16 protein-coding genes and 1 riboswitch are annotated in these 14,610 nt (G+C 39.1%); of the genes, 5 read left to right on the top strand and 11 right to left on the bottom strand.

The genetic code is table 11. The features are described from left to right. Positions 1-199: 199 nt before the first annotated feature. Both BLT_RS0109310 and BLT_RS0109305 read right to left on the bottom strand, forming a co-directional pair. Positions 200-1,192: an ABC transporter substrate-binding protein gene (locus BLT_RS0109310; RefSeq protein ID WP_017727520.1), complete on the bottom strand. Its 993-nt coding sequence runs from the start codon at positions 1,190-1,192 to the stop codon at positions 200-202. A 107-nt stretch (positions 1,193-1,299) separates the two neighbouring features. Next, positions 1,300-2,463: an MFS transporter gene (locus tag BLT_RS0109305; RefSeq protein ID WP_017727519.1), complete on the bottom strand. Its 1,164-nt coding sequence runs from the start codon at positions 2,461-2,463 to the stop codon at positions 1,300-1,302. A 203-nt stretch (positions 2,464-2,666) separates the two neighbouring features. Between BLT_RS0109305 and BLT_RS0109300 the strand changes: the two genes are divergently transcribed. Then, on the top strand, positions 2,667-3,431 hold the full coding sequence (locus BLT_RS0109300; RefSeq protein WP_017727518.1) for an IclR family transcriptional regulator: 765 nt from the start codon (positions 2,667-2,669) through the stop codon (positions 3,429-3,431). A 260-nt stretch (positions 3,432-3,691) separates the two neighbouring features. Then, positions 3,692-4,048 carry a hypothetical protein gene (locus tag BLT_RS22655; RefSeq protein WP_017727517.1) on the top strand — a complete coding sequence of 119 codons (357 nt, stop codon included), beginning with the start codon at positions 3,692-3,694 and terminating at the stop codon, positions 4,046-4,048. Between the two features lie 5 nt (positions 4,049-4,053). Here the strand turns inward: BLT_RS22655 and BLT_RS21685 are convergent, their stop codons facing one another. The 5 genes from BLT_RS21685 to queC all read right to left on the bottom strand — a co-directional run bounded on the left by BLT_RS21685 (position 4,054) and on the right by queC (position 7,566). Beyond that, entirely contained in the window at positions 4,054-5,079 is a 1,026-nt protein-coding gene (locus BLT_RS21685) for a ComEC/Rec2 family competence protein (RefSeq protein WP_017727516.1), read from the bottom strand. Positions 5,080-5,254: 175 nt separating this feature from the next. After that, on the bottom strand, positions 5,255-5,752 hold the full coding sequence (gene queF / locus BLT_RS0109285) for a preQ(1) synthase (protein ID WP_017727515.1): 498 nt from the start codon (positions 5,750-5,752) through the stop codon (positions 5,255-5,257). 13 nt (positions 5,753-5,765) lie between these two features. Beyond that, entirely contained in the window at positions 5,766-6,476 is a 711-nt protein-coding gene (queE, locus tag BLT_RS0109280; protein WP_017727514.1) for a 7-carboxy-7-deazaguanine synthase QueE, read from the bottom strand. Further along, on the bottom strand, positions 6,473-6,901 hold the full coding sequence (gene queD, locus BLT_RS0109275; protein ID WP_017727513.1) for a 6-carboxytetrahydropterin synthase QueD: 429 nt from the start codon (positions 6,899-6,901) through the stop codon (positions 6,473-6,475). Before queD ends, queE begins: the two co-directional genes overlap by 4 nt. After that, a complete protein-coding gene (queC, locus tag BLT_RS0109270; protein WP_017727512.1) occupies positions 6,898-7,566 on the bottom strand; it encodes a 7-cyano-7-deazaguanine synthase QueC in 669 nt (222 codons plus the stop codon). Before queC ends, queD begins: the two co-directional genes overlap by 4 nt. Positions 7,567-7,664: 98 nt before the next feature. Beyond that, a riboswitch (PreQ1 riboswitch) is annotated at positions 7,665-7,709 on the bottom strand. Positions 7,710-7,852: 143 nt separating this feature from the next. Here queC and BLT_RS0109265 point away from each other — a divergent pair. Beyond that, positions 7,853-9,085 (top strand): aminopeptidase, encoded by a 1,233-nt coding sequence (locus BLT_RS0109265; RefSeq protein ID WP_017727511.1) that lies wholly within the window; start codon positions 7,853-7,855, stop codon positions 9,083-9,085. 232 nt (positions 9,086-9,317) lie between these two features. Here BLT_RS0109265 and ytvI read toward each other — a convergent pair whose 3' ends face one another. Further along, positions 9,318-10,382 (bottom strand): sporulation integral membrane protein YtvI, encoded by a 1,065-nt coding sequence (gene ytvI / locus BLT_RS0109260; RefSeq protein WP_017727510.1) that lies wholly within the window; start codon positions 10,380-10,382, stop codon positions 9,318-9,320. Between the two features lie 614 nt (positions 10,383-10,996). Between ytvI and BLT_RS0109255 the strand changes: the two genes are divergently transcribed. Then, positions 10,997-11,230, top strand: a complete 234-nt coding sequence (locus tag BLT_RS0109255; protein WP_017727509.1) for a hypothetical protein — start codon at positions 10,997-10,999, stop codon at positions 11,228-11,230. Positions 11,231-11,692: 462 nt separating this feature from the next. Here BLT_RS0109255 and BLT_RS0109245 read toward each other — a convergent pair whose 3' ends face one another. Together BLT_RS0109245 and msrA are read right to left on the bottom strand one after the other, a co-directional pair. Beyond that, entirely contained in the window at positions 11,693-12,853 is a 1,161-nt protein-coding gene (locus BLT_RS0109245) for an alpha/beta hydrolase (RefSeq protein WP_017727507.1), read from the bottom strand. A 240-nt stretch (positions 12,854-13,093) separates the two neighbouring features. Continuing rightward, complete coding sequence (gene msrA / locus BLT_RS0109240; RefSeq protein ID WP_017727506.1) at positions 13,094-13,618, bottom strand: peptide-methionine (S)-S-oxide reductase MsrA; 525 nt, start codon at positions 13,616-13,618, stop codon at positions 13,094-13,096. A 185-nt stretch (positions 13,619-13,803) separates the two neighbouring features. Here msrA and BLT_RS21680 point away from each other — a divergent pair, with 185 nt between their 5' ends. Further along, positions 13,804-14,046 (top strand): YuzF family protein, encoded by a 243-nt coding sequence (locus tag BLT_RS21680; RefSeq protein WP_017727505.1) that lies wholly within the window; start codon positions 13,804-13,806, stop codon positions 14,044-14,046. Between the two features lie 262 nt (positions 14,047-14,308). Here the strand turns inward: BLT_RS21680 and BLT_RS0109230 are convergent. Continuing rightward, the coding region (locus tag BLT_RS0109230) for a HesB/YadR/YfhF family protein (RefSeq protein WP_017727504.1) at positions 14,309-14,610 on the bottom strand (302 nt) is incomplete at its 5' end.

The raw sequence follows: 14,610 nt of genomic DNA, 5'->3' as shown, positions 1-14,610 counted from the left end.
TTAATTCCTTACTCATGGTACACCTCCTTTCCAGTGTTACGATTTAATAAAATCATAGCACGTCTTTATTGACCAGAAAATATAAATAAACTGAACGATTTCTAATCATCTGATTAATAATATCCAAAGATGGACAATAAATCTGTTAAAGACAGAGAAAATGCATGCTTTGACAAATCTACAAAGCATGCATTCTGACTTAAATAACATATTCTTCTAGCGTTGACTTTACGAAAAGATCATCAACCGCTAGCTTATTTTTAATTAATCCTTGTTCATAGGAATAGGTTACAAATGCTTCGAGCGTCGCGCGATTTTGCTCTAAACCGTACGGCCAAAAGTCTTCACCCATAATTTCTTTCGTTCGTTCAATCTCTGAAACCAACCACGGTAGCGTCACTTTTAACGCGGCAGTTTGATGAAAGCCCTCATAGATTTTTTCCTTTGACTCAACAAACGCTTTATATAGGTTTGCAGCTACCCAAGGATTTTTTTCTAATATTTCGTCTTTGATCGCCACAACATGCATGATCGGGAAAATTCCCGTTTTCTTAAAATACTCTTTTTCTGCCGCTACATGATCCGAGAAAAGTCGCGACACATTCGGTGAACCTTTTAGGAAGCAGGATGGGGCTCTTGGGGCGATAAAGGCATCAATTTCACCAGATTCTAACATTTCATTCAATGTTTGATCGTCTCGAATCGGCTCGATACTAATTGAAGATGGTAAATCAAGCTTGATTTTTTCAACACGCCCTGCTTTCTCCTGTCCACCCGTGAACCATTGAACACTTGATGGCGACACGCCGTACTCATGGTGGAGAATCCCACGAATCCATACACACGCCGACAGCTGATACTCAGGAATCCCAATCCGTTTTCCAATCAAGTCGGCAGGCTCTTTGATTCCTGCATGGTTATTGATATAAATCCCAGAGTGTCTGAAGGACCTTGACATAAAGACAGGAATGGCTGAAAAATTCGGAAAGCCGCGGTCCCGAGCGATTAAATAGGACGAAAAGGACAACTCTGCAACATCGAACTCTTGGTGACGCATCATTCGCCAAAACGTTTCTTCCACAGGCATGTTCAGCCAATTAAGCTCAATTCCCTCCGCTTTTACCGTGCCATCCGTTAAGGCACGTATCCGATCATAATCCCAACAGCCGAATGAAAGTTTCAATTTACTCATAGCAGCTCCTCCAATAACATCAGAATAAGTTGTTCTTCTATTCTTACCTTAGCGAATATCCTCCTTCACCAAAATAACTAGGTTCTCTTATACAGCACAGCATTTCTTTAAGCTCTATCTCTTTCTTTTTTATTTGAATCATTTGCTTCTTTTTTCAAACGTGTAAAATGAGCACCTAAAAGAAGAATGCCACCGCTTACCCAAAAGATTGCAGAGATCCCCGCCAAACTACCAATACCACCAAAAAGAAACGGGGCAACAAATTGAGAGCCTCGATTAAAGGTAAGTCTCATACCCAAAACTTCTCCTTGTCGGTCTTTCGGGCTAACATTCAATGCATAAACTAAACTAAGTGGCTGACCTAATCCTAATCCCCCTCCTAACGCTATTGCTATCACTGTTAAAAGCAAAGGCAACGGTGTTAAAGGTAGAAGCACATAGGCAATTCCACTTATAAAAAGTGTCGTAGTAAGTACAAGGCCTCTTCCAAATGCTTGGACAAGGTGAAACTGCGCGATTCGCACAATGATTGACATTCCTGCCATTAAAGAAAGGATAATTCCGATTTGACTTGCATTCATGCCAATGCTACTACCATAGATAGGAAAATATGCAACAAATAAATCTTTTGAAAACAAGACAAGCCCACTTACAACCATTGCTTTTCTTAAATTAATATTTTTCAGCAACATCCATGATGGACTTTGTTTCACATTGGACCAGTTTATCTTTCCCCACGATTGATTCTTTGTAAAGAGGGTGAAGGTGAGTGTGACAAAAACAAAAACGGCTGCTATGAAAAAAGTCGCTTGAAAACCAAAGTGCTCATATGTAAAGCCAGAATAAAGAGGCCCGATTAATTCTCCAAGGGACCCTGTTAGACTAAAGGTAGCAATTAGTTTGTCTCTATTTCCAGGTAAATTCCCTACAGTTTTTTGTAGAGCAACTAAAACAAACAGATGAGAGATTCCTAAAAGGATTTGCGATAAAAACAATGTTAAAAAATTGGGAACAAGACTAGGGATACCAAACGCAAGCAGCATACCAACAGCGCCAATGATTGATATCCTTTTCGCCCCATAATGATCGAGCCACTTCCCTATGGAAATGGCTAGCAGCATGGGAAGAAGAGCAAAGCTTGAAACGAGCATCCCTACTACAGCAACAGAGGCTCCAAGAGAATCAGCATACAACGTTATAATGGGCCTGGTGCTATGTAAGGAAATGCTATACAACGTTTGAAAAAACAAAATGAGATAAAAAAATTTCATATTGATTTCCCTTCTTTCTTAGTGCTCATCCAGCAAGAAACCGAATAAAAAAGCTAACATGCACAATACAAAATAAAAAGAAACCGTTCCAATTTAATGAATTCATTGAAAATTCCCAATAGACATGATATCTTCTTATATATATTTGGTTTGAGAGCCTTTTCATCAAATGACCGTCATTCTAAAAAGGTGGGAGTGTAAACATGAAAAAAAATAATGAAGTGCTATCATCCGTTCATAATGCCATTCGAATTTTAAAAGAATTTTCACCAGATAACAAAGAGCTAGGGATCACACAACTTAGCCACGAGCTTAATTTAGCTAAAAGTACAGTATTTCGATTAATGAACACGCTATGTGAAACAAACCTCGTACAAAAAAACCCAAAAACCCAAAAATATCGATTAGGGATTGGAGCTTTTGAATTAGGTTTTCTTTTTTATCACACCACTGAAATCAGGCATGTGTCAAACCCAATCATGGAAAGATTGGTTGAGTCAACACGAAAAGTGGCAAGATTAGCAGTATATGATCGAGGCGGTGTTGTCTATCTTTCAAAAACGATCCCACGCGATGATTACGGGACGATTTCTAAAACAGGAAATCGAGTTCCTTGTTATTGCACTGCAGCTGGAAAAATTCTTTTAGCCTATCAATGCGAAGATGAAATTAACCGTGTATTAGAAAAACCACGAAAAAGATTTACCACAAATACCATTACTTCAGAAAATGAGATCCTTACCCAAATTAAGAAAGCAAGAGAATGCGGTTATGCAACAACAAATGAAGAATTACGTGTTGGGATTTCTTCCGTTGCAGTTCCAGTATTTGATGATTTTGGTCAAATGATCGCATCCCTAAGCTTAACTGGACTAAAAAACCAGTTTTTATCTGGACAAATTCCATACTTGGTTAAAGAGCTGACTCACCATAGTAAAATGATTACAGAGCAATTAATTATGGACTAAATAAACCGTTATATTACCCATAACTTACAATGTAGGCCTTGTTGTTCGCTTTATATATTCATCATAGCGCAGAACAAACTCAGTTTTCTTAACAGTTTTCTATATATCAGAACGCATTGATTTAAATTTTCCTTTTAAGGAGTGTCTCGGTCATTGAAACACTCCTTTTCTGTGCAATCGCTAGCACCATGTTCTTAACGACGCTCTTTAGCGACCAATCTGGTACAATGAAAGAAAGAATTGGAATGGAGGAAGTTTTTTTGTACAGAGGGAAAGCTTTTTGTGAAGCAACTATTTATCTATATTCAAACCCAACCACACCAAAAGAAGAGCTGGATCGTCGAATCGATTTGATTTCCAAATATCAAAGCGCCACCATTAAAGTAACTTCCGTTAACCTAGTATCCACTCGTTTTGACGAACAGTACACAGAAAATGTTACGCTAATCTCTGTCCTTGCTGAAGTACTCGTTACATACGATCCAAAAATAACCCACTTAAATGATTATCGGGTCAAGGCTTGTACAGAATTAAGAAAACAGTTTCCGAAGTCCGGAGCAATCATGGCTCATTCCATTGATACATACTATCCACCGAGAATAGACGGATTCATTTGAGTCATTTATATAATTTTGGAAGGCATGACCTTCCTCTCTTCACTTCTTTCCACAACAACTTCATAGTTGACACCATTTGTCATGATTTTAATCGTTCCATTCATATCGGTTCCATACACTTTTTTTGCAACTTTTTTTAATCTTGTTAGGGCTTCTTTATGTGGATGACCGTAACTGTTCATTTCAGCGGCCGAATAAATAGCGACAGAAGGATTGAAGCGGCGTAAAAAAAAGTCATGTGAAGAGTCACTTGATGCATGATGAGGTACTTGCAAAATATCTACCCTCTGAACTAGGCCTCCATTTATTATCGCTTGCTCAGCAGCTTTTTCAATATCACCAGTAAAAAAAATTGTCACTTGTCCGTATGAAAGATAAAAGGCCATAGAGCCATTATTTAAATCATTGCTTCCACAGCTTGAATGCAAAAGTTTTAACGTAAAAGCTCCAATTTTGTAGCTCTTTCCGATTGATGGTACATGGTACCCTGTTTTTGATTCATGGACTGCATTCATTACACGCTCAAATACGTGACTTGTATGCTTATCACCATTCATCCAAATTTCTTGTGGTGCATAGCTTTGAATGATGCTTTCGGCATTCCCAATATGATCAGCATGAGGATGCGTTAAAATTAATAGATCAATCTTTTCAACTTCTTCTTGTTTCAATAATTTAAAAATTAAGTAGTTATCATATCTACCTGTATCAATAAGAATGACTTCTTTGTTTGGTCCCACAATTAACGTACTGTTTCCTTGCCCTACATCGAAAAATACAAACTTTGCATTTGCTAATTCGTCACTCTTAACGGCTGCGGTGACTTCTCGTTTATTTTCTAAATCGGACTGTTCTACTTCCTCTGTGTCGCTTGCTCGTGTGAGAGACGCAGCATTTGTAAGGTTTCCAGCACTTCCAACAAACGCAGCAGATAATAACAAAATTAAGATAAACGTTCGATAATTACTACGCACACCACTAATCATGTAAAAAAGGTAAATCAACTGCATTAACAGGATTTCAAAGCTCACCATTGTCACCTCGAATGATTTATCCAAGATTTCATCTTAGTGTGCCCATTTTTACCTTTTTAAAGGGTTCATATTTCAAACGAAAAATCAAAAAAGGATAAGCTGAGTAAATGAGTACCCTACTTATCCTTTTAAGAATGGATGAGTTAAGTTATAAAATTTTACGTTGCACTTCCTAGCGATTATCAATGGTCTCAGGATACAGATCATGATTCATGAGACGGTACTCTGCCATCTTCTCATATTTCGTTCCTGGTTTCCCATAGTTCGTATATGGATCGATCGAGATGCCGCCACGAGGTGTAAATTTACCCCATACTTCAATGTAGCGTGGTTCCATAAGCTCGATTAAATCATTCATAATGATATTGATGCAGTCCTCGTGGAAATCACCATGGTTTCTGAAGCTGAAAAGATAAAGCTTCAATGACTTGCTTTCTACCATCTTCACATCTGGAATGTAGCTGATATAGATGGTGGCGAAGTCTGGTTGTCCGGTCATTGGGCATAATGACGTAAATTCTGGACAATTAAACTTTACAAAATAATCGCGACTTTGATGCTTATTTTCAAACACCTCTAGAATACTGGGATCATATTCAAATTGATATTTCGTTCCTTGATTGCCAAGAAGATTAACACCTTCAAGCTCTTCCTCTTTTCTTCCAGCCATCGATTTTCCTCCTTTACACACCGCGCTTGTTGCCCCATACAAAGGTATGGAGCTGCGGGAGCACTTTTGCGTCATTCATCACCGTTGATTGAACTGCCTTTTCAATAAGCCACTCATAACGGTTTAAAAGGACTTTTAACAATGCTTCATCATCAGTCGTTGTGGTGCTGTCATTTCCAACTTGCAAATAAAACGGTACCGATGGATACCTTTGATGAACGGTCACAGCATAAGAAAAGTCCTGCTCATCAAAAACGACAACCTTTAAGCTAATATTATTCCCTTTTAAACGTTCAATAATGCTATCTAAAGCTTTAAAATCGGTTACCATCTTTGAACTCGGAGGCTTTGGTGAAATGGTCATATCATCAATTAATGGTAACCATTCTTGCCAAATCGTTCCTTGTGTTTCAAGAGCAACCTTAATGTTCATGCTGTGAAGCAAGTCCACGAGCTCGCCTATTCCTTTATGAAGGGCCGGATTCCCACCGGATATGGTCACATGGGAGAAACGGTCACCTCCAATTTCCTTTAGCTTTTTAATGATGTCATCTGCTGTATATAAGATCGCTTTTGTAGAGCCATCCCATGTAAATGCGGAATCGCACCAGGAGCAGCTATAATCACAGCCACCTGTACGAACAAACATCGTTTTTTGACCGATGACCATTCCTTCTCCTTGAATCGTCGGACCGAATATTTCCATAACAGGGATTTTTTTCATTTCACTTCCCCCTTTTTCTTCGGACGGTATACGACGTAGCTCGTCGGCGTTTCCCGAACAATCACTTGAACACAGGATGGTCGATTTTGTTTTGAATCAAGGTATGCTTGAATTCGTTCCCAAATGGTTTTTGCTACGACTTCCGTAGTAGGAAATTTAGAAGAAAACTCCGCATGGTCGTTTAATAAGGAATGGTCATACCTTTTATGAACAAGCTCCTTTAATTGTTTAAAATCAACGAGGAATCCCGTTTCATCAAGCATGTCCCCCGCAATCGTCACATTAATAAAATACGTATGACCGTGCATGTCCTGACATTTCCCTGCTTCTTCTGCAGGAATAAAATGTGCCGCAGCAAGGTGCATGTCCTTGTTTAGTTCAAATTCAAATGGATGGTCAACTTGCGGATAAAATTGTTGAATCACAGAGAATCACTCCCCTGCTTTTGTTTTTCGTAGGTCTCAAGCCCACGACGACGCAAGTCACATGCGGGACACTCTCCACAACCGTCACCTTTTACGCCGTTATAGCAAGTAAGAGTTTTTTCACGGATAAACTCAAGAGCACCCAACTTATCAGCAAGCTCCCATGTTTGCGCTTTATCCAACCACATTAGTGGCGTATGAATCACAAATTGATCATCCATCGCCAGGTTTAGGGTTACATTTAATGATTTAATAAAAACATCCCGACAGTCTGGGTAGCCACTAAAATCGGTTTCACAAACACCTGTCACAATATGACGGGCATCAATTTGTTTCGCATAAACTGCTGCAAATGATAAAAACAGATGATTTCTCCCCTCCACAAAGGTCGATGGCAACTCACCATCTTTCCCAGGCTTCACCTCAATATCATCTCGTGTCAATGCATTTGCAGAAAGCTGGTTTAACAAACTCATATCAAGCACACGAAACGAGACACCGAGCTTTGCAGCGATTTCCTTTGCACATTCAATTTCAGCTTTATGACGTTGACCATAGTCAAATGTGACCGTTGCCACTTCATCAAACTGCTTCAACGCCCAAAATAAGCATGTCGTACTATCTTGTCCTCCACTAAAGACAACAACGGCTTTATTGTTCCTCATGACTCATTTCTCCTTTCAAGCATCGAAGAACGAGCATCCGGAAACTACCTCGTCGCAAAAGCGACAAAAAAAGAAAACTGCATCAGATGGACACAGCTCACACCTTAGTTTTTTTAAAGAGGGAGTTTGCGAACCTCTCTCACAGATAGCCTGTGAATATCTTCATTCTTGCATTATTATTATACTATACCATATTTAGCATGGCTACATCATGCTTTGCTTCATATGTAAAAGTTGCTAAAATAGAAGAAGCCTATCATACATAAAGAAATGAGGTCTATATTTAATGACTACTTTTGCTGAAAAACTTGAAAAATACGCAGAATTAGCAGTTAAGGTCGGCGTTAACATTCAAAAAGGTCAAACCCTTGTGATTCGCACGCCTATTTCAGCCCTTGATCTCGTACGCTTGGTTGTGAAAAAAGCATATGAAGCAGGGGCGAAGCATGTCCATGTTGATTGGAGTGACGAAGAAATTACGTTAACAAAATTTCAGCTCGCACCAGATGAAGCCTTTCATGAATACCCGGAATGGATTGCCAAAGGCTTTGAAGATCTAGCTGAAAACGGTGCTGCTTTTTTAAGTATTACCGGTTCAAATCCTGATCTGTTAAAGGATGTCGAACCACAACGTGTGGCAAACTTGAATAAAGCTAGCGGTAAAGCCTTATCAACATTCCGTTCGTATATTTTGTCTGACAAAATTAGCTGGTCGATCGTAGCAGCTTCTTCAGAAGGCTGGGCACAAAAAGTATTCCCGAATGAAACATCTGATAAAGCCGTCGAGAAGTTGTGGGACGCTATTTTTGCTGCAACGAGAATTGATAAGGAAGACCCTGTAGCAGCATGGAAAGACCACCTTAAACTGTTAGATGAAAAAAAGACTCAGCTAAACGAACGTCGTTACAAAGCGCTTCATTACACTGGGCCAGGAACCGATTTAACGATCGAGCTTCCCCCAACGCATGTATGGGTGAGTGGCGGTAGCACGAATCGCGAAGGCATTGATTTTGTTGCCAATATGCCAACAGAAGAAGTATTCACTGCTGCCCTTAAAACAGGTGTTAACGGAACCGTGACGAGCACAAAACCATTAAATTATGGCGGGACGCTGATTAACGAATTTAGCTTAACGTTTAAGGATGGTAAAATTGTTGATTTTACAGCGAAAGAAGGCTACGAAACATTAGAGTGCTTACTTGATACGGATGAAGGTTCAAGATACATTGGTGAGGTTGCACTTGTTCCGCATCAATCGCCTATCTCTGAGACGAATATTATTTTCTACAACACCTTATTTGATGAAAATGCCTCAAACCACCTGGCCATCGGTAGCGCCTATGCTTTCAACATCGAAGGCGGAAAGGACATGAGCAAGGAAGAGCTTGAGAAAAGCGGCATCAATACAAGTCTTACCCACGTTGACTTTATGATCGGTTCAGGCGACATGGACATTGACGGGATTAAAGAAGATGGTAGCCGTGATCCCATCTTCCGCAAAGGTAATTGGGCGTTCTAATTCAAGTGATTTTTTATGAAGGCTTTTGCATGTGACCTTATTTGAGAAACTAAAACCATGATTAAGCCACTCCCTATTCGATTACCGATAGGGAGTGACATTTATTATGATTAAATTTTTTCATTAATACAAAAAAGCATACACCATCAGCAAAAGTTCCACTGAAAGAGTATGCTTGTTGTAAAATTTATTTTTTCACAACTCAGCCCCATTATTATAGATTCAAACATTCTTAAATCTTAAAGTTAAACTTGAAAAACTCTGCTTCAATCGCGGCTCTTACAGCAATTACCACGAATGGACCTAATATTAATCCCATGACGCCAAGAAAGTACAGTCCAAAATACATGGAAAGAACGGTAGCAAGTGCTGAGAGCCCCATCTGATCCCCCATTACCTTAGGCTCTAAGATTCTGCGTATAACAAGTAAAACCGTCGCCAATATCAATAGGCCGGTTCCTACAGCTGCGTCTCCTAAAATAAACGCATAGATTGCCCAAGGAACAAGTACTAAGGCTGGACCGATGTAGAGTGGGATTATATCTACAACCCAAATGACAATGGACATAATTAAGGCATGTTCAGGCACGATAAGCATTAAACCAATATAAGAAAGGACAATAATGAGAATACTTAGTAAAAACTGTGCTTTCCAATATCCTAAAAACACCGTTCCCAAGCGTTCGCTTACAAACTTTATTTTTACTGCGGTCTCCTCTTTGAAAAAACGATAAAACATCGCAGTAAGTCTTGGTAAGTCTAGACTGATTAAAAAAAGTGTAATTAAATAAAATAGCGTAACAACGATCATATCTGGAATGGCTTGCACCCAAGATACCAGAATTGGAAAAATGTTTTGGGCAGCATCATACGCACGGTCTGTTAGCAATTGCGTTTGATTTTCTAACTCTTGGATAAGCAAATGCTTTTGTGGAATATCCTCAATCATCACATTAAAATCTTCAATTAATTGATTAACTACGATTTGAAATTCTACAATGTATTGTGGAAGCTGAAAGGTCCAATTCACAAATTCATTGATCATTTTTGTCAAGGTCACATAGATCGTAATACTACTTACTAGCACAAACGAAGTAAAAATGATCGTTACAGCAAGTAATCGCTTATTTGTTCGCAAGTATTTTTGAAGTAACCTTACTAATGGTTCAAACATAAGAGCCGTAAGTAAAGCTAACAGAATAGGCATAAACACAGCAGAATAGAAATAAAAAAAGATACCAATCAAAAGAATGGTAAAAATTATCATCACTTTCTTAAGCACTGTATGATTTAACAATATCGATGCTCCTTTTTCAAAATCCTAAGATGTATGTCAATACTTTAAAATTATAACTGAAAAGAACAAAGATTTCTCGTATTAAAATAAATTATTTTGCTGTCTTTCTCCAATATAACATGACCATGAAACTTTGTCGTTTTATTTACTTTACATATTGAATACGTGACAATACGAATAATCTCCTTTAACTCGTTGTAAAAGGAGATTCATTTAGCTTTTCACAAGCTACATAGTATTGTACTCTAATCCTCGCTGCCAAATAAAAACACTCAAATTATTTTCGTTTTAACGTAGCCTATCGACATTATCTAGGAGAAATCATACACGATTCAACTAATAATGTTTTTTCTTTTAAATACTTGTGATTGTGCCCCAACAATTTTTCTTATCGTTTCCTTTTCATCCATTAATTTCTCAGTATCAAATATGACGGGTACTTAGATTGCATCTTCCCCAACAACTGGTAATATGATTTGTCATTTACTTAATGTTCCGTCATAGTAAATCCTGTCGAACAACTTTCATTGTGGATTTCAACCATTTTTCTTTTTGATAAAAACGAATGTTCACAAGGTTTTCGGGCAATCTATGACGTAAAAGGAGGCGTTTTTGTGGCACAATCCTATGTTTGCCCAAGCTGTAAAACAAACCGGTCTCGTTTTCATCTTATCGAACAGGAGGTAGTTGCTGTGAAGCTCGACCCACAAAGCGGGGAAGTAATCCAACAATATGAGCAAAATCGGCTTGACCCGTTCCATTTGCCTTATCGTGGGCCCACAAGACGGATTCAGTGTGGGTCTTGTGGTCTCAATGAAGAAGAACGCAGGTTTATCCGTCAATCGTAGCGAAACGCCCTTTCAACTTTGCCGTCTCTTGTATTTGCTGTGCTTGGATAGGTGGACCTTCTTTCCATTATTAAAGTACTTCTATAAATCGTTACTGGTTCATCTTTGGTTTCTTTCACTAGAAAGGGAATAGGCTGAATCGTAACGCCCATTGTTTGGGCATGATTCCTCTGTATTTTGGGATAAAACGGAAACACTTCCCCCCTAATTTATGACTATTAAGCTGCTATTGTTAGCTTATGCATGATCGCTTAATTACTTGATCACGAAGAAATACGCAAGCGCCTAGTTCAGCTGTGACAAGTGCTGAAAGCCTGTCAAGATGTAGGCAGGTTATAGGCAGCCATTTATATGTTGAAGCAATCTCGAACGGCTAGGCGCTTGCGCTGGACATCACCGAACGTATCCTTTTTTACTTGCACAAAAATACCGAACAATCCGTGATCGTTCGGTTCCGTTTTTTTACCATCCTGTAAACATGGATAATGCTTGCTTTCCAATTAAAAATCCGCCAATTGCATAGGCTTCTACCCGATCCTGCAACGCCTCTTGCGTGGAGGGTTCACCGTATACCATAAGGCGATACGGTGAATGAGATACTTCACCGTGAAAAGCTCGCTTTAAATACATTGCTGTATGATGGAGAGCATGATCCCCTCTTTGCATGACCTCATAAAAAGAAACAAACCCGTGCATGACCCCATTATATCTCACTGCCTCTACAGGAATTCCTGAATCGGCTAATCGTTTCCCATACGCTTCTCCTTCATCACGTAGCGGATCAAATTCTGCTGTAATGATAAGAGCAGGTGGAAGACGATTTAATTGCTTTGCATCAAGAGGAGACGTATAGGGGCTATCCCACATTTCTTTTAAAGGAGTATAGTACTCCCTTGCACGAAGCATCACATTTCTTGATAACAAAAAGTAACCACTATCATAGCTCTCTCTTGATTGAAACGGGGTATCCTTAAATGTTGTTAACGGATATAGCATCGCCTGCGCTGCCAGTTCAGGTCCATTGCGATCTCGAGCCATCAGTGAAACAACCGTCGCAATGTTCCCACCTGCACTGTCTCCAACAACGGCAATCTTCTCTGAGTCACCGTTAATCGAATGTGCATTTTGCACCGCCCAAACGAGAGCTTCATAGCTGTCTTCTATCGCTGTAGGAAACGGATGAGCCGGAGCAACCCGATAGCCAACTGAAATGACAATGCTTTGTGTTCTTGCTGCTAAGGAGCGGACAATATTATCATGTGTATTGATGTCACCGTATCCTTCTAGAAAAGCGCCTCCATGGTAATACATAATAATTGGATGAGGTCCCTCTGCTTTGGGCTGATAGATTCGTGCTGGTATTGTTGAGCCATCTGAAACCGGAATGGAAATCATGTCTCGTGTATAACTCGTACTCGCTCCTGAACTCGTAAACATTTTCGGTGGTTTCATATCAGGAGTTACTAAGTTGTGATTAATTGCGTGAAGTAAGACTGCTGTTTTCACAGGAACTTTCCCTGCTTCTGTGTGTGTCCAGTTCTCAACGAGTAAGATCGTTATTAAACAAAAGAACAATAATAAGGCAAATGTTGTGAGGAAAACATTTCGTATCATCTTGATCATCATCTATGCTAGTCTCAGCTTTCCTCCCTTCAAATGTTATAATATCAACGCTTCTCATATTACTATAGCAGAAAATTATTTTTAACGTAAGAGGTTTATACAAAATTATCACAAAATTTTACACATTTCACAATAAGATATCATGTTCTTTTTAAATTAACCTCTCATTTGTATCTTTTTCATCACAGCTGAGTCAAAGTTAAGTTGAAAAAAAGCAGCTAGTTTTTTAGCTGCTGATGTTTACCAATGCGTATGAATGAATTCATCACGTCCAGACTTTTGCCGGTCTTCCTTATACGCTTTTGGTGATTTTTTATAAAATTGCTGATGCTCTTCCTCTGCTTCATAAAAGGTAGTAGCCGGTAAGATCGCTGTAACAATCGGCTTTTTAAATCGACAACTCTCTTCAATCTTTTTTTTCGACGCCTCAGCCAATTTTTTCTGCTCATCATTATAGTAGAAAATCGCTGTGCGATATTGAGGTCCTCGATCATGAAACTGACCTTCCGGGTCCGTTGGATCAATTTGAGGCCAGTACAGTTCTAGTAGCTTCTCATATGAAAACAAGTTTGGATCATATGTAATCTGAACAACCTCATAATGCCCAGTTGTTCCTGCTTTTACTTGTTCATAGCTTGGATGTTCCACACGTCCGCCAGCATAGCCTGATACAACTTCAATAATGCCCGGTTGTTCCTCAAACGGTTGAACCATGCACCAAAAACAACCACCGGCAAACATTGCTTTTTCTCTCGTTTCTGTCATTTTCTCTCACCCTTTTTTGTTCAATATCCGCATTATAGCATGAGAAGGTTAAGGTGAAAAACATGAACCCTCATAGCACTCCTAAGAGAGCTGAAACATGATTCACATTTGGGTAAATGCCCAATCATTTTCTAGTCATTCGCATAGACTAACATCGGCAACCAGGAAAGAAGGAGGTTCATAAAATGAATCAACAAAATGAAAATGACCGGGAACGTCAGAATCGTCCACAAATGCGCTCATGGGTTGACCCTTTTTTTATTCAAGCTCTACAATCGGTTGGCGGTTCCGAGGTCATCATAGAGACGTCACGTGGAAACATACGTGGCGCCGTTGCAGATGTCAAACCAGACCATGTCGTGATGCAGGTTGAGCAATCAATGTTTTTTATACGAATACAGGAAATTGTATGGATGATGCCAGTGTAAAGACGGTAAATTCGCTCGATTGCTTATTTCTAATCACCATAAATTACCCATTTCAAAAAGTTCCTTGCTCTCTTTTCCTCTTTACGTAAACATGTACTTTTTATTGAAAAGAAGCTGGGACAAAAGAGTTTTTATTGATGAGAAATGCGAACGTCATGATCGTTGATGCATAGCATTCGCTTCGGAAATATCCTTCGCTAAGGTTGTGCATTGTTCGCATGTTCAATCATACACGTTCGTTATGTCCCAGCCTCTCATTTAGTTATTCTCCTGCTTCATCATAGACAAATTCAATTTCCCCATGCTTGCGACTATATTTCACTTTTATATCGTAGCCTTTAAAATACCATAAATCTTCTTTCTCTACATAAAATGTAATATTATCGATTTCTTCTTTTGCTCCAATTTCTTTAGGAATATCTAAGCTTATGCCAAGGGAAAATCCACTTTGAATGGAACCACAGCCTCCATAGCGCGCAAAAAAGCGAATGTACTGTTCTCCTTCTATTTCAAATTCATCTTTAAACCATTGCACAGCTGGTTTAGTAATTACAATGTTCATGA

Source organism: Halalkalibacterium ligniniphilum (genome assembly GCF_000334155.1).
Classification (GTDB): domain Bacteria; phylum Bacillota; class Bacilli; order Bacillales; family Bacillaceae_D; genus Halalkalibacterium; species Halalkalibacterium ligniniphilum.
This window is presented reverse-complemented; position numbering and strand designations above follow the sequence as displayed.